Annotated in this window: 13 protein-coding genes; 11 read left to right on the top strand and 2 right to left on the bottom strand. The window is 61.6% G+C overall.

Annotated elements, in window-relative coordinates:
* Positions 1-15 precede the first annotated feature (15 nt).
* From ACXX81_RS23300 to ACXX81_RS23255, 10 genes are all read left to right on the top strand, one after another.
* Entirely contained in the window at positions 16-3,084 is a 3,069-nt protein-coding gene (locus tag ACXX81_RS23300; RefSeq protein WP_458572470.1) for a virulence factor SrfB, read from the top strand.
* A complete protein-coding gene (locus ACXX81_RS23295; RefSeq protein ID WP_458572469.1) occupies positions 3,081-5,801 on the top strand; it encodes a putative virulence factor in 2,721 nt (906 codons plus the stop codon). The genes ACXX81_RS23300 and ACXX81_RS23295 overlap by 4 nt, the downstream gene beginning before the upstream one ends.
* Positions 5,802-5,804: 3 nt before the next feature.
* Positions 5,805-6,818, top strand: a complete 1,014-nt coding sequence (locus ACXX81_RS23290) for a hypothetical protein (RefSeq protein WP_458572468.1) — start codon at positions 5,805-5,807, stop codon at positions 6,816-6,818.
* A 59-nt stretch (positions 6,819-6,877) separates the two neighbouring features.
* Entirely contained in the window at positions 6,878-8,812 is a 1,935-nt protein-coding gene (locus tag ACXX81_RS23285; protein WP_458572610.1) for a vWA domain-containing protein, read from the top strand.
* Positions 8,813-8,822: 10 nt separating this feature from the next.
* Entirely contained in the window at positions 8,823-9,536 is a 714-nt protein-coding gene (locus ACXX81_RS23280; RefSeq protein WP_209990574.1) for an ABC transporter ATP-binding protein, read from the top strand.
* Positions 9,520-10,743, top strand: a complete 1,224-nt coding sequence (locus tag ACXX81_RS23275; RefSeq protein ID WP_209986350.1) for an ABC transporter permease — start codon at positions 9,520-9,522, stop codon at positions 10,741-10,743. Before ACXX81_RS23280 ends, ACXX81_RS23275 begins: the two co-directional genes overlap by 17 nt.
* Positions 10,733-12,277 (top strand): SUMF1/EgtB/PvdO family nonheme iron enzyme, encoded by a 1,545-nt coding sequence (locus ACXX81_RS23270; RefSeq protein WP_458572467.1) that lies wholly within the window; start codon positions 10,733-10,735, stop codon positions 12,275-12,277. Before ACXX81_RS23275 ends, ACXX81_RS23270 begins: the two co-directional genes overlap by 11 nt.
* A 47-nt stretch (positions 12,278-12,324) precedes the next feature.
* A complete protein-coding gene (locus tag ACXX81_RS23265) occupies positions 12,325-13,053 on the top strand; it encodes a hypothetical protein (protein WP_458572466.1) in 729 nt (242 codons plus the stop codon).
* 10 nt (positions 13,054-13,063) lie between these two features.
* The gene (locus tag ACXX81_RS23260) at positions 13,064-13,576 is read left to right on the top strand and encodes a hypothetical protein (protein WP_458572465.1); all 513 of its coding nucleotides are present in this window, start codon (positions 13,064-13,066) and stop codon (positions 13,574-13,576) included.
* 65 nt (positions 13,577-13,641) lie between these two features.
* Positions 13,642-15,072, top strand: coding sequence for a VWA domain-containing protein (locus tag ACXX81_RS23255; protein ID WP_458572464.1), 1,431 nt, complete (start codon positions 13,642-13,644; stop codon positions 15,070-15,072).
* A 15-nt stretch (positions 15,073-15,087) separates the two neighbouring features.
* Here ACXX81_RS23255 and ACXX81_RS23250 read toward each other — a convergent pair whose 3' ends face one another.
* Positions 15,088-17,064 (bottom strand): methyl-accepting chemotaxis protein, encoded by a 1,977-nt coding sequence (locus ACXX81_RS23250; RefSeq protein ID WP_231422319.1) that lies wholly within the window; start codon positions 17,062-17,064, stop codon positions 15,088-15,090.
* A 229-nt stretch (positions 17,065-17,293) separates the two neighbouring features.
* Between ACXX81_RS23250 and ACXX81_RS23245 the strand changes: the two genes are divergently transcribed.
* On the top strand, positions 17,294-18,670 hold the full coding sequence (locus ACXX81_RS23245) for a NorM family multidrug efflux MATE transporter (protein ID WP_231422318.1): 1,377 nt from the start codon (positions 17,294-17,296) through the stop codon (positions 18,668-18,670).
* 49 nt (positions 18,671-18,719) lie between these two features.
* On the opposite strand, the gene ACXX81_RS23240 is transcribed toward ACXX81_RS23245, so the two are convergent.
* Positions 18,720-20,384, bottom strand: a complete 1,665-nt coding sequence (locus tag ACXX81_RS23240) for a putative bifunctional diguanylate cyclase/phosphodiesterase (protein WP_209986389.1) — start codon at positions 20,382-20,384, stop codon at positions 18,720-18,722.
* Positions 20,385-20,493 lie beyond the last annotated feature (109 nt).

Genomic DNA, 20,493 nt, shown 5'->3' with positions numbered 1-20,493 from the left:
CTGGAAGACCTACCAATGCTGCCTGAAGTCACGCAATTCGAAGACACCGTCACTCTTGTCAGTGATACCGGTATCCAGTTCATGGATTTCGCTCTGCGCCTGGATCCCCGCAAGGAACCGGCCGGCGAGTTCGCCCCTATGAACCTGGGTATCTGCCGCCTGCTGTACAACGAAGAGAAAGACTTCTACTTCTACGAACCGGCACCTGGAAAGATCGAAAAAGCCAAACCGGTGTTCAGCCTGGACATGAAAAGCAGCCTCGATCTGCTGGATGGCATTTGGCTGCCAATCCCGTTCTTCCGTTTCATGCCGCCGTATCGTTTCGATAACGGCCCGGTCAACTGGTCACGCTTGCGTCTGGTCAAGCTGCCCACCCCGGACATCGACGGCAACACGCACCGTCTGACCCTGGCGTTCGACAGCCGCATCATGCACAAGCGCAGCGGTACAGCCTACCTCGCGCCGAACGAGGAGGACGTCAGCTCCGGAGTGGCCTTCAAACTGGCGGTCAACCCGGCCGAGGTGCAGGAGTTCCTTGCCCTGCCGTGGGTCAACGAATGGCTGCAGGAGCTGTTCAACGAAGGCAACATGCAGCGCACGCGCGATGAGTTGGACGCCGATGTGCGCGCCCATCATCACCTGGCCCACTACCTCAACGTGCTGAGTCTGCTTGCGAAACCGTCTGCATCGCAGCAAAGCAACCTCAAGGCCAAGGTAGAGATCCCGGAAGTCAAAGTGATCGCCAATGACCCCGATGGTCTGGTCAAGCCGATCCTGGTAGACCTGGTGCTGGACGTCGGCAACTCGCGCACCTGTGGCATCCTGATCGAAAACCACGGCCAGGCCGGTTCCGGGCTCAAGCAAAACTATGTGCTCGAACTGCGCGACCTGATCACCCCGGAACATACCTACAACGAGCCCTTTGAGAGTCGTGTCGAATTTGCCCAGGCGTATTTCGGCAAAGACCACTGCTCGGTCAAAAGTGGCCGTCACGACGCGTTCCAGTGGGCGACTATCGCCAGGGTCGGCAGTGAAGCCGGGCGCCTTGCCAGCCGTCGTCGCGGCACCGAAGGGTCCACTGGGCTGTCGAGCCCCAAGCGCTACCTGTGGGATGAAAACCCTTACGGTCACGGCTGGCGCTTCAATGCCGCTTACGTCAAGACCGACAACGAACCCTATGCCACCGCGGCACCGTTTTCGCACCTGATCAACGAAACCGGCGAGGCGCTCTACAGCCTCGACGAAGATGATCGTTTGCCCGTATTCATGCCGCGCTACTCGCGCAGTTCGTTGATGACGTTCATGCTCGCCGAAGTCATTGCACAGGCCCTTTCGCAGATCAACAGCCCCGCCCAACGCTCGCGTCAGGGCCATACTCGCAAACCGCGTCAGCTCAACAGCATCACCTTGACCGTGCCGCCTGGCATGCCCCAGGCAGAGCGCAGCATTCTCAATGAGCGCCTATTGCAAGCCATCGGCCTGGTGTGGAAGAGCCTGGGTTGGCACGACAGCGAAGACAGCCCCCACGAAGATGGCGCGACCAAGCCCACCACGCCGATCCCGAGTATCCGTGTGGAGTGGGATGAAGCATCGTGCGGCCAGTTGGTGTACCTGTACACCGAGGTCAACGAAAACTTTGCCGGGCATCCCGAAGAGTTCTTCGCCACCCTCGCACGTCCGGACAAGTCAGACCGTGAGCGCATCACCCTGGCGACCATCGACATCGGCGGCGGCACCACCGACCTTGTGATCACCGATTACCGCCTGGACCGCGCGGGCAACACCAGCACCGGCAGCAACGTGCATATCGTGCCGGAGCAGCGTTTTCGTGACGGTTTCAAAGTGGCTGGCGACGATATCGTGCTGGACGTGATCCAGGACTTCATCCTGCCAAGCTTTGAAAAGGCCTTGCAGGCGGCCGGGGTCAAGTCTGCCGACTCACTCATGTCGAGGTTGTGCGGTGCCGAAAATATCGACGCCAAAGACGTCATCCTGCGCCAACAGCTGAACCTGCAAGTGTTCACCCCATTGGCCCTCGCGCTGCTCAAGGAATACGAGCATTACGACCCGCAGACTCAGGTTGAACTCAATACCCGCACCTACCGCGAACTGCTGGGTGACAGCGCCATCAGCCACAACGTACTGGAATACGTCCACAGCGCCGTGCGCCGTGATATCGGCACCCAGAGCGGGTTCGACTTGTACGCGACGCCCATCAGCTTCGACCTGCAAAAGCTCCATGCCGCGTTCCTCAACGACCAGATCAACATCACCAAAGTCCTCGGAGCCCTGTGCGAAGTAGTCGCGCACTATCCCTGTGACGTGTTGTTGCTGACCGGGCGGCCATCGCGCCTGCCGGGTATTCAAGCCTTCATTCGCAAGGTCTTGCCGCTGCCACCAGGACGCATCCTGGCGCTGCAGAATTACCGCACGGGCGGCTGGTACCCGTTCCACAAAAACGGCCGTATCGACGACCCGAAAAGCACCGCATCGGTGGGGGCAATGCTCTGCCTGCTGTGCGCCAACCACAGCGTGCCGAACTTCTATTTCCGCGCCTCGGCGCTCAAGCCGTACTCGACGGTCAAGCACATCGGAGTCATCGACAAGAACAATGTGATCAAAGAGGCCGACGTGCTTTACCGCGACATCGAAACCGAACCCGAAAGCTACAAGATCAAGCTGCCCGTGATCGGCGTTGGTGACGATGCTGACACGCCACAACTGGAAATGCGCGGCGACTTGCGCCTGGGTTTTCGCCAACTGACGGCCGACCGTTGGGCCGCCTCGCCGCTGTATACCCTGAGCTTCACCCATGCCGGGCGTGAAAAATTCTCCCGCGCGGTCGGCGAAGACGGCGCCGCGCCGCTGCTCAAGGTTCGGTTTGAAGTCAAAGCGGGCGACAGGCACACGCGCAAGCAGGGGCTGGTCAGTGACAGGCTCGTGGTTCAAGGCATCGAATCCAATAGCAGTAATGTCAGCTTCAACCCGCGCAGCGATCTTGAGCTGGAACTCAACACCATGCTCGACGTGGGTCTTAGCGAGACCAAATACTGGCTCGACAGTGGAAGTGTGAAACGCAAATGAATGACCTGACCCCCGAGCAAACTCAGCTTTCTGCCAGTTGGGCCGCTGTTTATGAAGGTGCCGGTCAGGCACTGGAATGGATCAGCCAGACCCGCATCAATGCGCCGCGCCTGGACAGCGAAGCAGATAACCTCAACCTGCGCCTGCACCGTGCGCGCAACCTGGCTCACAGCCTGGGCCGCGTAGCGACCACGCCGATGACCATCGGTTTTTTCGGCCTGTCGCAGGCTGGCAAGTCATACCTGATCTCGGCACTCGCAGCCGGCGAGAACGGCAAGCTGGAAACCCGGCTGGGCGAGCGCCGCCTGGACTTTATCAAGCACATCAACCCCGTCGGCGGCGGCAAGGAAGCCACCGGCCTGGTGACACGCTTCAGCCGCCGCGCCAAGCCCGGCGAAGACCCTCAGTTCCCCATCGAGCTTAAGCTGTTCGGTGAAATCGAGCTGGCGAAAATTCTCGCCAACTCCTGGTTCAAGGACTTCGACCTCGAGCGCATTAACTACCAGATTGACGAAGAGCGCATTCAACGTGCGCTCCAGCCGTTCGAAGGGCGTGAAAACGGCCCGCTGCAACAAGGCGTCAGCGCCGACGACATCGTCTCGCTCTGGGACTACATGCGCGAAACCGCACCCAACTCGGTGAAAAAACTCGAACACGCGTACTGGCCAAAAGTGCTGCAATTGGCACCACGCCTGAACTTCCAGGAGCGCGCCGAACTGTTGTCAATCCTCTGGGGCGAGCAGCGCGAGCTGACACGCGCCTATCAGCAACTGGTCGGCACGCTGCACAAGATCGGCCTGGCGCAAACCGTCTTCGCGCCGCTGGAAGCGCTAATCAGCTTCAACGGCGAGGCGTATCACCAGCGCGACAACATCATGAACGTCGATATCCTCGAGCGTTTCGGCACGCCTCAGGACTTGCCGATCAACGTGCGACCACAGGTCGACGGACGCCTGCAGGGCAGCCAGAGCATTCCGGTTGCGCAACTGGCGGCGCTGACGGCAGAAATGATCTTCGTGCTGCTGGAAGCGCCGGTGGACGAACTGGTCAACCAGGTCGATCTGCTGGACTTCCCAGGCTATCGCGGGCGCAAGAACCTGCTGGACATCGCCGACTCCAGTGACCCGCAATCAAGCACCAAGGATAACTCCGTGGCGCAGTTGATTCTGCGGGGCAAGGTCGCCTACCTGTTCGAGCGCTACACCGATACCCAGGAAATGAATGCCCTGGTGGTGTGCACCAGCTCCACCAAGCAAAGTGATGTGAACGATGTCGGCCCGGTGCTCACCCGCTGGATCGACAAGACCCAGGGCCCCACTCCGGCCTCGCGCAGCAAGCGTGAGGCCGGGCTGATCTGGGCGCTTACCATGCTCGACCTGCGCGTTGCCAATGGCCTGAATCAAGAGCCCGACCAGGACGATGAAGGCTGGAATGGCATGGTCAAGCTGACCATGCTCGAACGCTTCGGCAGCCTGCCGTGGATGACCGACTGGGCCGGCACGCCGTTCCAGAACACCTACCTGGTGCGCAAGCCGCGCATGAATGCCGGGTTTGTTCGCCAGGATAAAAACGGCCCGGAAATCGAGATCAATTCCGACAACCAGGCGCGCCTCGACAGCCTTGGCGCGAGCTTTGCCAAAAACGCGCTGGTTGGGCGGCACATCAAGAACCCGGGCAAGGCCTGGACTGAAATGCTGCGCCTGGACGACGGCGGCATCGGCTATTTCGCCAGCAGCTTCAACGGCGTCGCCAATATCGAGTTCAAGCTGGCGCGCATTCGCGAACAACTCGAAGAGTGCATCGAGAGCCTCACCGTTCATGGCCTGAGCAGTTGGTACCACGCCGATGGTGACGGTGCCGCAGCCGCCAAAAAGATCCAAGCGCAAACCATCCTTACCGGCCTGGGCCGACGCGCCACGGTATTGGGCGAATTTATCCACCAGCTCGATATGCCCGGCGAACATATTCGCGATCTTTACTTGAGCGGTGTTTACGAAGACGCGCAAGCAACGAAAGCGGATGAAAGCCAGCCCGCCAGCGCAGCACCCGCCACCAGCCTGTACAGCGACAGTGCCGGGTTCGACTTCGACTTCAGCGACAGCTTCAATGACGAAGCGCCAACAGCCAGCAGCCACACAAGCGTCGCACCGGTGCAGGAGCAGCAAAGCAACGAACACCGTTTCGCCAAAGCCGCCTTCAAAGCCTGGATCGCCCATCTGCGAGAGCTGACTACACGCCAGAACCTGATGAGCTTGCTGGGCCTTGAACGTTCGCTGATCGAAGCGGTGGTCGACGAGTTGATTACCGCTGGTTATCGCCACGACCTCCCGGGCCAGCTCAGCCGCGCCGTACTCAAACGGGCGCAGAGTGGTGCACGTCGTGACCAACTGGTGGAGCGCCAAGTGCTCGAAGTGCAACTGGTGCTGCGTGACTTCGTGTCGTGGTTCGGCTACCTCCAGAAGTCTGTCAGTGAGCGCCCGAACAGCCGCGCCGGTGCCAAGGCACCGCTGTTTTCGTTCTACGCCGATGTTGCACCGGGCCAATTGCCGCAGCTGCCGCCACAACCGGCGAACCAGGCGCAGCGGTTTCTCGGCGACTGGCTCTCGGGCCTGGCTTATATCACCGTGGAAAACGCCGGCCATGGCGCCGGTCGCGAAATCACCATTGAACAGAATGAACGGCTGGGCCTCGTGCTCACTGCCTTCACAGCGAGATAAGCAATGCCCATTCGTGTAGATCTGCTTGCGTTAGAACCCAATGTGCCGGGTCAGGCGCGGCTGTCGGTAAAAAAGTGGAACGGTGCCAGTGAGCAGCTGGAGTTTTCCATCCAGCGCAATCAGGATCATTTCTACCTGCAAGACCGCCAGCAGTGGAGCAACAACCCGTTCTGGTTCAAGGTCAGTCAATTCAGCACAGCCGATGATGCGCTGGAAACGCTGGTGGGCCCGGATGTGGTGAACCCACTACTGGAAGGAAGCGGTAATTCAAACTTCCAGATCGAACTGCGTGAACAGAGCCTGGGCCATAGTGACCGGGGCGTCGTGCGCCCGGGCCTGGGTCTGCTTTCGTCGACTGCCGGTGGTCAAACCCGCTCCACCTATGATGCAACCACACTGGACGTGCCCGAAGCAGAGCCGCAAATCCCCGAGTTACCGGAGCTGGTACTGGAGCTGCCGCCCCAAGAGCCCGCGCCCGAGCCCATCGTCGCTGCGCGCGAACCGGAACCGGTGCCTGTCACACCGGCCAAGCGCAGCAACAACGTATTGATCGGCGTGATGGTAGCGCTGCTCATCGCCCTGCTGGCTGCCGTAGCTGCCTGGCTGTGGCTGGGTGATTCAGCGCCGGCACGCGCGCCTGACGTGCCAGCCCCGGCGCCGGTCGCCCAGGCACTGCCCTGCGACGCGGCCAGCATGAACAGCCAGCCGGAACTGGCGTTCGTTCAAGCCTGCGTCAAGGCCGCTCCGGCCAGCGCACAACTGTTGGAAATCATTGAGGCCGCCAAGGCGAACAAGCACTGTGGCGTAGCTCAGCGCTTGTATGCCAACCGCGCCCAGGGTGGCGACATGTTGATCGCCAAGGCTTACGCCCGCGAATACGACCCCAAATACCTGAAAGCCAGCGAATGTTTCCCCAAACCGGACAACGCCACCGCAGCGTACTGGTACGAAACCATTCTGGGTCACGAACCGGATAACACCGAAGCCAAGCAGCGCCTGGGGGAATTGCAACCGTGAGCCATCCTACTTCGCTCAAGCGCTGGACGCTGAGTACCGTCGCCGTGCTGGCACTGAGCATGGGTTCGCTGGCCAGTGCCGACGACAAGCCACTGATCCAGGAAGGCAAAAAAACCCTCTTTCAACGCGTCTTGACCACCCCCGGCTGCAAGCTCAGCCCTGCGGCCGGCGGCGCCCCGGGCGCTACACAACCGACCTTCAGCCGTTTCTACGTGTATGAGCGCGCGCAGGCCGCCAACGCCGAATGGCTGAAAGTCGGCCCCGACAGCTATGGCAAAACCATTGGCTGGTTGCCGGCGGCGTGTACCACTGACTGGAAAATGCAGCTGACCCTGGCGTTCACCAACCCGGCGAACCGCGACCGATTACTGTTTTTCAAAGAGCGCGCCACGGTCGAAGGCATCCTGGATGCGCCAGACCCGGTCAGCAAGGTCGCACCGCTGCGCGCAGCACTCAAACAAGGCAAAACGGCGCCCGGCGTGCTGGCTGAAGAACCGGCCTACTTTGTCGACCTGCAGAAGCAATTCTATTTACTGCCGGTGCTCAGCGGCGAAGAAGTAATGACTGAGGGCGGTTTCCGCACGCGGTTGCTCAACGTCGCCTCAGTCAGCAAAGCCGATGAGGCTGGCAGCAAAGATACAGGTGCCGCAGGCAGTACCGACCCAGCGGCAGCCGAGGCCAACGCCAGCCGCCAGTTGAAGGAATTCAGCGCGGCGGTGGTGTTTGTCATCGACTCGACTATTTCCATGGACCCGTACATCGACCGTACGCGGGAGGCGATTCGCAAGGTCTACCAGCAGATAGAAGCGCAGAACCTCGGTAAACAGGTGAAGTTCGGTCTGGTGGCATTCCGCTCCAGCACCAAGGCGGTGCCGGGGCTGGACTATGTCAGCAAAATGTACGCAGACCCGAACCAGGTCAAAGACAGCACCGACTTTTTGGCCAAAGTCGCGGACCTGAAACAGGCCAAGGTCTCCAGCAGCAGCTTTGATGAAGATGCATTTGCCGGTGTGATGCACAGCATCGACAAGATCGACTGGAGCCAGTTCGGCGCGCGCTACGTGGTGCTGATTACCGATGCAGGGGCCATCGAGGGCGATAACAAGCTTTCACAAACCGGCCTCAGCGCTTCGCAGGTGCGCCTTGAAGCGGCTAACCCCGGCGTAGCGATTTACACCCTGCACCTGAAAACCCCGGCGGGCATCAAAGACCACAGCAAAGCTGAGGCCCAGTACCAAAACCTGTCGACCTACCCTGGCACCAACACTTCGCTGTACTACCCGGTGAACGCAGGCGACGTGCAAGAGTTCGGGCGCAAGGTCGACTCCCTGGCTGCCGCCATCACCTCGCAGGTCAAAGCTGCCTATATGGGCGACGATGCCATCGGCAGTGCGCTGAACGCCAAGGCAGAACCTGGCGAGAAAAAAATGCTCGAAGACGCCGCGCTCATTGGCCATGCGATGCAGCTGGCGTATTTGGGCGAAAAAACCAACAGCAAAGCGCCTCCGGTGTTCCAGGCCTGGATTACTGACCGCGACCTGATCAAGCAAAACATTCCAACCACCGATGTACGGGTGTTACTGACCAAAGCCCAGCTCAGCGACTTGAGCGCAGTGATGAAGCAGATTCTCGACGCCGCCAATGAAGGCCTGATTTCGCCCACCGAGATGTTTGATCGCTTGCGCTCAGTGGCCGCGACCATGGGCGCCGACCCCAACCAGCTCAAGCAGAACAGTAACGCCAAGCTGGCGGACATGGGTGTACTGGGTGAGTACCTCGAAGGCCTGCCCTATCAGAGTGAGGTGCTGAACCTTGATGAAGAAACCTGGAAGAGCTGGGATGGGCTGGCACAGGAAAAATTCATCCGCACGCTGAACACCAAACTGCGCCATTACCAACGCTATAACGCCGATGTCGACCGTTGGGTCGGCCTGGCTGAAAACAGCGACGCGCGGGATTACGTGTACCCCGTACCACTGGAAATGATGCCCTAAGCTCATGCCCATTCTTGATATCGATAACCTGCTGGTGCGCCGTGGCGACGGAGCACAGGCGCATCAGGTGCGCCTGCCGCGCCTGCTGGTAAGCGCCGGGCAAATCCTTGCGATTACCGGCGAAAGCGGCTGCGGCAAGAGCACCTTGCTGGAAGCGCTGGGCCTGCTGCTGGCGCCGGTGGAACTCGGGCGTTTTTTGCTGAGCCCCAGTGCAGAGGGCGGGCATCCTCAGGATATCGCGCAGTTGCTGGCCAACAATGATCAACCAGCACTGGCCACCGTGCGCTCGCGGCACTTGGGGTTCATCTTGCAGAGCGGCGGCTTACTGCCATTTCTCAGCGTGCGCGACAACATCAACCTGCCACGCCGTATGCTCGGCATGCCGCTGCACAGTGCGCACATCGACCATGCGGTCGAGGTGCTGCGCCTCAATGCGCTGCTCGACAAACGCCCTCAAGCGTTATCAATCGGCGAGCGGCAACGGGTCGCCTGCGTACGCGCCATTGCCCATGAGCCGCAGCTGTTACTGGCCGACGAGCCCACCGCTGCACTGGACCCACACAGTGCCCGGCGTTTGTTTGAACTGCTGCTGAGCCTGGTGGCGAACCTGGGTTTGAGCGCGCTGGTGGTGTCCCATGACTGGGCGCTGCTGAAAGATTTTGGCTTGCCACGCCTGGGCGCGGTGAGCCGTCAGGGAGAGACACGGTTTGAACCGATGGATTGACCGGCTGCACCTGCTCGGCAAGCTCGCGCTCGAAGACCTCTGGCACGACCGTAAAGTGTCGCTGTGCATTGCCGCCTCGCTGGTGGCGGTGATCGCGCCGTTGCTGCTGCTGTTCGGCCTCAAACATGGCGTGGTCAGCCAGTTGCAGGACGATCTGCTGCGGGACCCGCGCAACCTCGAAATCAAAATGCTCAGCAGCGGCAACTATGACAGTGCCTGGATCAGCGCCTTGCGCCAGCGCCCGCAAACCGGTTTTGCGATTGGCCAGACCCGCACGCTGAACACCCAGGCCGATCTGTTTGTGGGCATGCAGCGGTTTGTCGAAGGTGCCGAGATCCTTCCCACTGAAGCGGGTGACCCACAACTGGGCCTGGGCACGCTGACACCCACTGGCCAGCAAGTCATTCTCAGCGAACGCGCCGCACAGCGCCTGCAGGTGAAAGCCGGCGACAGCGTACGCCTGCGTGCCGAGCGCCGCCTTGAGGGGCGTAACGAGCGCGGTGAGCTGAACCTTACGGTGCTGGCGGTATTGGACGGTGCGCGCTTCGGGCGCGCCGCAGGTTTTGTCGCGCCGCCTTTGCTACTGAGCCTGGAATATTTTCGTGACGGCTATCAGGTCAGCGCCTTTGGCGTAGACACCGGCAAACCCCTGGGCGATCTGCAACCCGTTTATGCCCGCGCCAGGGTATATGCCCGCGATATCGATCAGGTCGCGCCGCTTGAGCGCTGGCTGAACGAGCAACGCATCGAGACGTCGAGCCGGCTGGCCGACATCAATAACGTCAAGGCCATCAATCACGTGCTCGGCCTGATTTTCAGCGTGATCGCCATGGCGGCGTTGATTGGCTGCGTGGCGTCGATGGTCGGTGCGTTCCTGGCCAATATCGACCGCAAGCGCAAAAGCCTTGCGGTGTTGCGCCTGCTGGGCTTCAACCGTCCGGCGGTGGCCGGCTTTGTGGTGCTGCAAGCCTTGTTGCTTAGCCTGGCGGGTTATCTCGGCGGGTTGTTGTTCTATCTGATCGGCAGCCGACTGTTCGACCACTTGCTGGGCAGCAGCCAGGCGACCGATACGTTTGTCTGCCATATCACTATTGGGCATGGCCTTGCGGCCCTGCTGTTGACCTTTTTGGTCGCGGGACTGGTGGCCGTTATCGGCGCCGTGCGTGCGATCAGTATCGAACCTGCGGAGAGTCTGCGTGAGCTATAAACGGTGTGCCTGGCTATTGCCCTTGAGCCTGGGCTGCGCGCTCGAAGTATCAGCGGCGGGCTGGGACGAGAAATATTACAACCCGATGCCCGCGGACAACGACGTGGTGCTGCCGATGCCGTGCGAAGGCTCGATGGTGTTTCGCAAGGTGTTCATTCCTCTTGCCGGGCCGCTGGATGATTACCCGATCAACATCGGCCAGGACGGCGCCGAATACGGCTACGTCGAGCAGACGCGTCCGGCGTTCATTGCCGGCAGTTTCACGGCGGCCAAGGGCGACAAGTCGCGCTATTACCTGCTGGCCAAGTACGAAATGAGCGAGCTGCAATATGCCGCGCTCACCGACGCGACCTGCCCCACCGCGGCGACCAAAATGCGCCTGCCGCAGGTCTCGATCAGTTGGGTACAGGCCGTCGAAGCGGCCGATAAATACAACCTGTGGCTGCGTAAAAACGCTGCCGACTCGTTGCCCAAAGAAGACGGCGCGCAGGGCTTTCTGCGCCTGCCTACCGAGACTGAATGGGAGTTCGCGGCTCGCGGTGGGCTGGAAGTCGGCACCGCCGAGTTTCGCGACAGCCACTACCCGATGCCGGAAGGGCTGAACGCCTATGAGTGGTTTGCCGGGGCGCAGTCATCCAACGGCAAGCTGCAACTGGCTGGCCTGCAAAAGCCCAACCCGCTGGGCCTCCACGACATGCTCGGCAACGCCAGTGAAATGATGTTCGAACCGTTTCGCCTGAACAAACTTGACCGCCAGCACGGCCAGGCGGGCGGCTATGTGGTGCGCGGCGGTAACTACCTGACGGCACAGGCCGACATGCGCACCGCCCAGCGCAAGGAAGAGTCGTATTACAACGCTGAAGGCCAGGTAAAAAACAAAACCACCGGAGTGCGTCTGGCGCTGGTATCTCCCACCCTGACCTCCCGTGAACGTGTTGCCAGCATCGAAAGCAGTTGGAAGAAACTCGGCTCCGGCAGCACCGCGCAGGCATCTGCGGCACCGGGTACCGCACAGGCGTTGAGCACATTGGCCTCGGGCGTCGAAGACAAAGCCCTCAAGGAAAAGCTTCAGGCCCTGGAAAACCAGCTACGCGCCAGCAACCAGCAGCAGGAAGAGACTCGCGACCAGGCGATTCGCGCCAGCCTCAACCTTGGCGCCTTTCTATGTACCAAGATGCTTGATGACGGCCAGTACGTGGACTTTCTGCAAAAGAACTACGCGCTCAATTGCGAAGCCGCCGAGAAAGATCCCAGCTGCGACATGCGCAAAGGCAAGCTCGACGAGCAGAAAGACCGACTGCACAAGCTCAGCCGCTACTACGCCAGCAGCCTGGTGGAGTCCGGCACGCTGTACGGCCAGCCACTGCTCGAAGCTCAAGTACCGGTGATGGAAGAAATCATCTCGCGCAACAAACAACTGCAGGACCTCAAGCCTTACCTGCGCACCCACTGGGCCAATCAGAAGACCTTCCTGCAAAAACAGAAGATCGACACTGAAGCCTGGTTGAAAAGCTGCAAGTCTGTGACTCAATAACCGTCACTCAATAACAAATGACCCACCCCGTCATCAGGAGCAACACCATGTCACGCAGCGTATGGACTCGTTTCAAGCTACAGGTCGCCGTCATCCTCACGGGCAGCCTGTTGCTGGGCGGTTGTGCGAGTACCGGCAGTTCGATGCTCGATACCGGCAAGACCGACCCCCGCCTGACCCAGGGCAATGACGCGCAGTTCTTCAGCAAGTCCGGCTACCAGGCGTGCGCCGTGGGCGCGGGTGTTGGCATCCTCACTTGCGCGTTGTCCAACAGCAGCAACAAGGCGGTATGCGCCGTGGCGGCCGGTATCACCGCGTGCGGCGTGGCCATGGGCGCCAACTATTACCTGGACCAGCGCCGCAGCGAATACGCCGATACTGGCCAGCGCTTGAGCAAGATGAACAGCGAAGTGCAGCAGGACACCCAGAACGTCATTGCGCGTACCGCGACCGCACAACAAGTGATCAACGATGATCAGGTGCGCATTGCCCAGATCAAGCAGGCCATGGCCAGCAAGAAGCTCAATGCCGAAAAGGCCAAAACCGACCTGGCCGAGATCGACAACAATATCGCGATCATGCGCAAGGACCTGACCAATATGCGCAACAAGGCCACCGAGTACGCCAAGGTTGCTCAACGGGAGCGCCAGGACGGCGCCGGCGTAGAGATCAAGCAGGTCGACGCAAGCATCGCGAAAATGAACCAGAAAGTCGCCGCGCTGCAAAAAGAAGTCGACGGTCTTTACAACCAGCGCTCCGCAATCACCCTGGGCTGAGAACTTCACCATGATTACGTTTAAACACTCACTCGGGCTGGCGGCCATTCTGGCCCTCGCCGGTTGTGCGACACCGCCCGGCAGCTGCGATGCCGGCAACCGTGACAGCAGCATGCTGACCAAAATGAATTGCGACTATTCGGGTGGCTACAGCGATCAGGTCAAGCAGAAAGAAGCTGCCCTGACCGCCTCGCGCGAAGAGAACGCGATTTTCCATCAGGTCTACGAAAATATCGCCGCGCAGCAGGCTAACACCCGCCGCGACCTCGCGACCCAGCAGCAGTCCCAGGCGCAGTTGAACCAGTCCCTGGCGCAATTGCTCGGCACCCTGAAAAAACGCCGCGCCAATCAGGGCGACGTGCAAAAGCAGGTCGCCAGCCTTGAGCAGCAGTTGAAGGCCAACCAGGCCCAGGCGTCCGGCGGTTCAGCCACGCCCCAGCAGTTGGCGGCCAAGCAGGAACAGTTGAAAACCTTGCAGAAAAAGGTCAACCAACTGCAGTTCAGCCTCGGCTACGAAGAGTAAAACCGGGCCTCTGCCACTTTGCAGGCCTCTGACGGGTGCCTGCTTCATTTTCAGGAATTGCCTTCATGCAACGGGTCATCAGGGACGCGCAAGCCGTTCTGGACGGAACAAGTGCACTGCAGAACAAGGTTGCGCTGATCCAGAAACACCTTCCGCCGGTGACTGCGAGCCTGTTTGCGATTCCGCGCACCGGCGCCGACGGCGTCCTCGAGTGGTGGACGGAACTTGGCGGCCAGCCGACGCCTTACGCCGACCTGGACAAGGACAGCCAGCAACGTCTGCTGCAAACCTATCAGCAACGTCAGGACGCCCTCAGCCAGCTCGCCGATGAGTTGAAAAAACGCGACCAGCAAGGCGCCGCCCATGAGCTGGAATCGCTGATTGGCGAACCCACACTGACCGACCTCTACAGCCTCAATGGCGAGCCTTTGGTGATTCGCTGGAACACACCACGGCCGGCCAAAGTGCTGCCGCCGCCAGTGATAGCGCCCGCCGCGGTCGCCCCGGTCGCTGCTGCCGTCGCCACCAGCAAAGGCTGGCGCCTGGCTGCGCTGCTGCTCGGTTTACTGCTGTTATTACTGTTGTTGCTTGCACTATGGGCGTGGTGGTTCTGGCGCCCGTTGCCAGTGGTCGAGCCAGTGGCGCAAGCGCCCATCGTCACCCCTGCGCCCGTGGTCGCGCCGGCACCTGAGCCCGCCCCCGAACCCGAGCCTGTGGTGGTCCCGGAGCCGGAACCTGCGCGGGTACCAGAACCCGTGCAGGCACCGCCCCCCAAGCCGAAACCCGTGCCCGTGGCCAAGCCTGCGCCACCGCCCTCGCTGGACAATTACGCCTGCCGCAAGGACGCACCCGCAGTAGAAACGCCGCAGTTTGTGGTGGTGCTCGACACCTCAGGCTCCATGATGCTCAACATCAACGCCGCGAAGGCTGACGAAGACTGGTTCTTCGGCGACCCCGCCAACCGTTACCGCAACCCAAACCGTGTGCAGCAGATCTTTCAATCGCCCAACCGCATGGAGGTGGCCGCCGACTCGCTCAATGCCACGATCAAGGCGCTGGATTCGAAAATCGATATCCGCCTGATTACCTTCGCCGGTTGCAACGCCACGCCGGATCACGGCGTGTTTCGTTTTGATCAGCGTCCACGCCTCATGGCAGGCATTCGCGGGCTGGTGGGCAACGATGGCACGCCCTTGGCCGCCAGCCTGCAAAAAGCCGCCGGCACCGTGGACGGGCGCAACCGTGACGCGATGATCGTGATGTTCATCGACGGGGAAGACGGCTGCGATCAGGACGCCTGTGCTGTGTCACGTCAGATCGCCCAACAGCAACCGCGGCTGCGGGTCAATGTAGTGAACATCGGGGCTGGCGGCGCCTCGCGTTGCATCGCTGAAAATACCGGCGGACGCACCTACGCCAGCAACAATGCTACCGAGTTGGCCAAGGCCATGAAGCTGGCGACCAAGGAAGTCTCCAGCAGCGCGAATTGCAAATAACCGCTCGCCTTCGGCTCAGCGGAACCGGTCCACTTCATGGCGCAAGCCTGCCGCCAACGTCTCCAGCTCCTTGGCGGTAATCGCCAGGTTCGACACCACTTCGCGCTGCTCGCTGTTGGCCATCGCAATGCTCTGCAGGTTGCTGCTGAGCAGCGTCGCAGTGCTGCTCTGCTCTTGGGTAGCCGTGGTGATGGCGGCAAACTGCTGACCGGCCGAGCGGCTTTGCTCGTCGATACGCGCCAGGGCCGAGGCCACGTCGGCGTTGCGCGACAGGCCTTCCTGCATCAGGACATTGCCTTGTTCCATGGTGCTGATGGCGTTACCGGTTTCCTGCTGGATGCTCTGGATCATCACGGAAATTTCATCGGTGGCCTGGCGGGTGCGCGAGGCCAGGTTGCGCACCTCGTCGGCGACCACGGCGAAGCCACGGCCTTGCTCACCGGCGCGGGCAGCTTCGATGGCCGCGTTGAGCGCCAGCAGGTTGGTCTGTTCGGCGATGGCGGTGATCACACCGACAATGCCGCCGATTTCCTCGGAGCGCTGGCCGAGGGTATTGATCACCGTGGCGGTGCTGTTCAGGGCGGTGGCGATATGTTCCAGAGACGACGACGCCTCTTGCATCGAGGTACGGCCGATGCGGGTTTGCTGGGCGTTTTCCTGGGCGAGACGCTCGGTGTTGCCCATGTTGTCGGCGATGTTCAGGGAGGTGGCGCTGAACTCCTCCACCGCGCCGGCCATGCTGGTGATCTCACCCGACTGCTGCTCCATGCCTTCATAGGCACTGCCCGACAACCCGGACAACGCCTGGGCACGGCTGTTGACCTCTTCGGCCGCCTTGCGGATCTGCGACACCATGGTCGACAGCGCTTCGCCCATCTGGTTGAAGCTGCGCGCCAACTGGCCGATCTCGTCATGGCTGGAGACGTTGAGGCGTGCGCTCAAATCGCCCGCACCCAAGGCTTCAGCCTGACGCACCAGGTCGCTCAGCGGCGCCAGCTTGCTGCGCAACAGCCACACGATTGCGCCCACCGCCAGCAACATCGCCAGCACACTGCCGATCACCAGCCGCATGCCGACTTCCCAGGTCACGGCACGAATTTCGGCTTTCGGCATGCTCGCCACCACGGCCCAGGGGCCGCCCTCGAAGGGCACCGACACGCTGTAGAAATCTTCGTTTTTGTCACTCCAGAAGCGGCCTGCGCCAGGCTTTTTCGCCAGGTCCAGCATCACCGGCACGGCTTGATCCGGCGCCTGCACGCCAGCGGGCGGCACCAGCCAGTGCTTCTGTTCGTCGAGCAAGGCCAGGGAACCGGTCTGGCCGATGCGGAAGCGCTTGAGGTTTTCGAACTGCGCGGCCTGCGCATCGGTGTAGTCAAAGCCGATGAACAGCACGGCGATGACCTTGCCGCTGCTGTCGCGCACCGGGCTGTACTGAGTCATGTAGGAGCGGTCGAACAACACGGCGCGGCCGATATAGACCTGGCCATTGAGCACGCGCTGATAGGCCGGGCCCTGGCGGTCCAGCACGGTGCCGATGGCGCGGCTGCCGTCCTGCTTGGTCAGGGAGGTGCTGACGCGGATGAAGTCGTCGCCGCTGCGCACGAACACCGTGGCCACACCGCCGGACATCTGCTTGAACTCATCCACTTCCGTGAAGTTGTTGTTGAGCACATCGCTGCCCAGCAACAGGCTCGGGGTCTGCACGCCGCCCACGGCGATCATCTGATCGGCGCGCACGCTCAACCCGGCGCTGAAGCGCTGTTCAAACAGGCCGGTGAGGCGCTGCGTGCTCTCGCGCAGGGTGCTGTGGAAGGTATTGAGCTGATCGGCGAGTAATCGCGCCTCGCTGGCCAGATGCTCCTCGCGGGTGGCAAGGTTGGCGGAGTCGAGAGAACGCAAGGCGAAAACGGTACTGCCGCCGATGGCGACAGCCAGAATCACGGCCAATGCGAGACCTAACTGTGAGGCAATCCGGGCGCGAGGTTGAGACATGACAGCTCCTGACCGAGGCCAGGATCATCCTGATCTCATAGCGATGCTCGGCAAATTATCTAGTGGGAAACGTCGGGGTGAAGGTCCGACACACCTACTTCGGCGGGGTTTGCCAATACTTGAGAGAATCAAGGGGGCATTACGCAAACGATTGCATTCATCTCTTTTTACAATTGCGCGCAAAGCACCGAGAATCCCCCTTCGCCATCCTTCCGCCTTTTCGAGTGTGATGATCATGCAGCCTGCGGCACGTACCGAACTCTGGGCCATTCTGCGGCTGTCAGGGCCGTTGATCGCCTCACAGCTGGCGCACATGCTGATGGTGCTGACCGACACCTTGATGATGGCCCGCCTGAGCCCGGAAGCCCTGGCCGGTGGTGGCCTGGGCGCGGCGACTTATTCGTTCGTGGCGATTTTCTGCATCGGCGTGATTGCGGCGGTGGGCACGCTGGTCGCCATTCGTCATGGTGCAGGGGATATCGAAGGCGCCACCCGCCTGACCCAGGCCGGGCTGTGGCTCGCCTGGTTGATGGCTCTGGCGGCGGCCTTGCTGTTGTGGAACCTCAAGCCGGTGCTGCTGATGTTCGGCCAGACCGAAACCAACGTGCATTCGGCGGGGCAGTTCCTGACCCTGCTGCCGTTCGCCCTGCCCGGCTACCTGAGCTTCATGGCCTTGCGCGGCTTCACCAGCGCCATCGGCAAGGCGACGCCCGTGATGGTGATCAGCCTGGGCGGCACGGTGGTCAACTACCTGCTCAACCATGCATTGATCGAAGGCATGTTCGGCCTGCCCAAGCTCGGCCTGATGGGCATCGGCCTGGTGACTGCCATTGTCGCCAATGGCATGGCGCTGGCCCTGATGGCGTACATCCGCAGCAACCGAGTCTATGCCGCCTACCCGCTGAGCACCGGCCTGCTGCGCCTCAATACCCATTACCTGCGCGAGCTATGGCGCCTGGGCCTGCCGATTGGCGGCACCTATGCGGTGGAGGTCGGGCTGTTCGCCTTTGCGGCGCTGTGCATGGGCACCATGGGCAGCACGCAGTTGGCGGCGCATCAGATTGCCCTGCAGATCGTCTCGGTGGCGTTCATGGTCCCGGCGGGTATGTCCTACGCGGTGACCATGCGCATCGGCCAGCACTACGGCGCCGGGCAATTGCTGAAGGTGCGTACGGCCGGGCGCGTAGGCATGGGCTTTGGCGGCGTGGTGATGCTGGGGTTTGCCGGGGTTTTGTGGCTGTATTCCGACCCGCTGATTGGTCTGTTTCTCGACCACAACGACCCGGCGTTCCACGATGTGATCGTACTGGCCGTCAGCCTGCTGGCCGTGGCGGCCTGGTTCGAACTGTTCGACGGTGTGCAAACCATCGCCATGGGCTGCATCCGTGGGCTCAAGGACGCCAAGACCACCTTTCTGGTGGGGCTCGGTTGCTACTGGCTGATCGGCGCGCCGTCGGCGTGGTTGATGGCGTTCACCTTTGGCTGGGGGCCGACAGGGGTGTGGTGGGGGCTGGCGCTGGGATTGGCGTGTGCGGCGGTGAGCCTGACCTGGGCGTTTGAAGCGAAGATAAAGCGGATGATTCGGCAGGCGGCACTGCCTGGTTAAAACGGTGGGAAGCGGCTTGCTCTCTCCCACCGTTTATGGGGTTTGCACGTCAGCCCAGTTGCGCCTGCTGGCCCTTGCCGTGAGTCAAATACTGCACCAACTCCGGCAACGGCAACGGCTTGCTGATCAGGTAGCCCTGGGCCTGGTCGCAGCCGAACAGGCGCAGCAACGCCAGTTGCTCCGGCGTTTCCACGCCTTCGGCCACCACTTCCAGGTTGAGGTTGTGGGCCAGGTTGATCATGGCGTGGACCAGCTTGCGGTTCTCTTCGCGCTCCTCCATGCCGCCGACAAAGCTCTTGTCGACCTTCAGCAAGGCAATCGGCAGGCTGTTGAGGTGCACGAACGACGAAAAGCCAGTGCCAAAGTCGTCCAGGGAAAACCGCACGCCGAGGCGGCCGAGGGCGTCCATGGTCTGCTTGACCAGGTCGCTGCGGCGCATCACGGCGGTTTCGGTCAGCTCGAACTCCAGCCATTGCGCTTCCACGCCACGCTCGGTGATCAGCCGACTGAGGGTGGACAGCAACTGGCTGTCCTGGAACTGGCGAAACGACAGGTTGACCGCCATGTGCAGCGGCGGCAGGCCGCGTTCGCGCAGGTCCTGCATGTCGCGCAGGGCGCGGGAGATCACCCAGTAACCCAGCGGCACGATCAGGCCGCTCTGTTCGGCCAGGGGCACGAATTCGCTGGGCGCCAGCAGCCCGCGCTCGCCGTGGCGCCAGCGCACCAGGGCTTCGAGGCCGACGATACGGCCGTCGCCCAGGTCCAGGCGCGGCTGGTAATGCAGTTCCAGCTCGTCACGGCGCAAGGCGCGGCGCAGTTCGCTTTCGAGGTCGGCAAGGCTGCGCGCATTGCGGTTGATGCGCTCGTTGAAGATATGAAAGGTGCAGCCCTGGGTGCTCTTGGCTTGCTGCATGGCGATGTGCGCATGCCACATCAACGGGTCGGCGCCAGCGCGCGCGCGGGCATGGGCCACGCCCAGGCTGCAGCCGATCAGCAGGCTTTCACCGTCTACCCAGTAAGGCTCGGCCATGACCTCGGTGATGCGCTCGGCCATCCATTCGGCGCGCTGAGGGGCGCGGCGGGTGTCGATCAACAGGGCGAATTCGTCGCTGCCCAAGCGTGCCAACTGGTCGCCGGCTTCGAGTTGGCTCTTGAGCCGTGAGACCACTTGCAGGATCAGCCGATCGCCGGCCTGATGGCCGAGGGCGTCGTTGGCATGGCGGAAGTTGTCGAGGTCCAGGTGACCGAGCGCCAGGCCGCGTCCTTCATTGTCGGCCAGCCGCGCCGCCAGCAGGGTCTGGAAGCCCTGGCGGTTGGCGATCCCGGTGAGCGGGTCCTGCTCGGCCAGACGCTGCAGCGTGTGTTCGAGCACGCCACGTTCACGCACATGACGCAGGCAACGGCGCACCGTGCCGGCGTCCAGTGCATCACGCACCAGCCAGTCACTGACCCCCAGCGGTGAAACCAGCGGCTCCTGCTCCAGCAGCAATACGCACGGCAGGCTGCAGCGGCCTGGCCCGGGTTGCAGGCCGGGGGTGGTCAACAACACGGCGCTGTGGTCGTCATCGAACAGACGGCTCACCGAGTCCCAGTTGGGCGCGCTGATCAACACAGCTGCGTCGCCCATCGGCGCCAGGCACTCGCGCAACAAGGCTGCCCACTCAGGCGCATCGGACAGCAGCAGCAAACGCAAGGGTTCGACAGGCGTAGCCAAGCTAGCTCCCTAGACTCTGCAAAATTTCGTTGGCGGCGGGCATTATGACGTGCGGCCTGATAATCACCAATGATAGGGGTTATCAAATACGCAAGTTGTCAGAAAAAGT

It is taken from the genome of Pseudomonas sp. GNP013 (assembly GCF_054343995.1).
The sequence above is the reverse complement of the archived record's forward strand: the minus strand, read 5'-3'. Positions and strand labels throughout refer to the sequence as shown.

Bases quoted from the DNA above. Each gene is read 5' to 3' on its own strand.
- ACXX81_RS23300 (WP_458572470.1), top strand. From the start codon at position 16: ATGCTGCCTGAAGTCACGCAATTCGAAGACACCGTCACTCTTGTCAGT.
- ACXX81_RS23245 (WP_231422318.1), top strand. From the start codon at position 17,294: ATGATCATGCAGCCTGCGGCACGTACCGAACTCTGGGCCATTCTGCGG.
- ACXX81_RS23290 (WP_458572468.1), top strand. From the start codon at position 5,805: ATGCCCATTCGTGTAGATCTGCTTGCGTTAGAACCCAATGTGCCGGGT.
- ACXX81_RS23265 (WP_458572466.1), top strand. From the start codon at position 12,325: ATGTCACGCAGCGTATGGACTCGTTTCAAGCTACAGGTCGCCGTCATC.
- ACXX81_RS23250 (WP_231422319.1), bottom strand. From the start codon at position 17,064: ATGTCTCAACCTCGCGCCCGGATTGCCTCACAGTTAGGTCTCGCATTG.
- ACXX81_RS23295 (WP_458572469.1), top strand. From the start codon at position 3,081: ATGAATGACCTGACCCCCGAGCAAACTCAGCTTTCTGCCAGTTGGGCC.
- ACXX81_RS23285 (WP_458572610.1), top strand. From the start codon at position 6,878: ATGGGTTCGCTGGCCAGTGCCGACGACAAGCCACTGATCCAGGAAGGC.
- ACXX81_RS23255 (WP_458572464.1), top strand. From the start codon at position 13,642: ATGCAACGGGTCATCAGGGACGCGCAAGCCGTTCTGGACGGAACAAGT.
- ACXX81_RS23260 (WP_458572465.1), top strand. From the start codon at position 13,064: ATGATTACGTTTAAACACTCACTCGGGCTGGCGGCCATTCTGGCCCTC.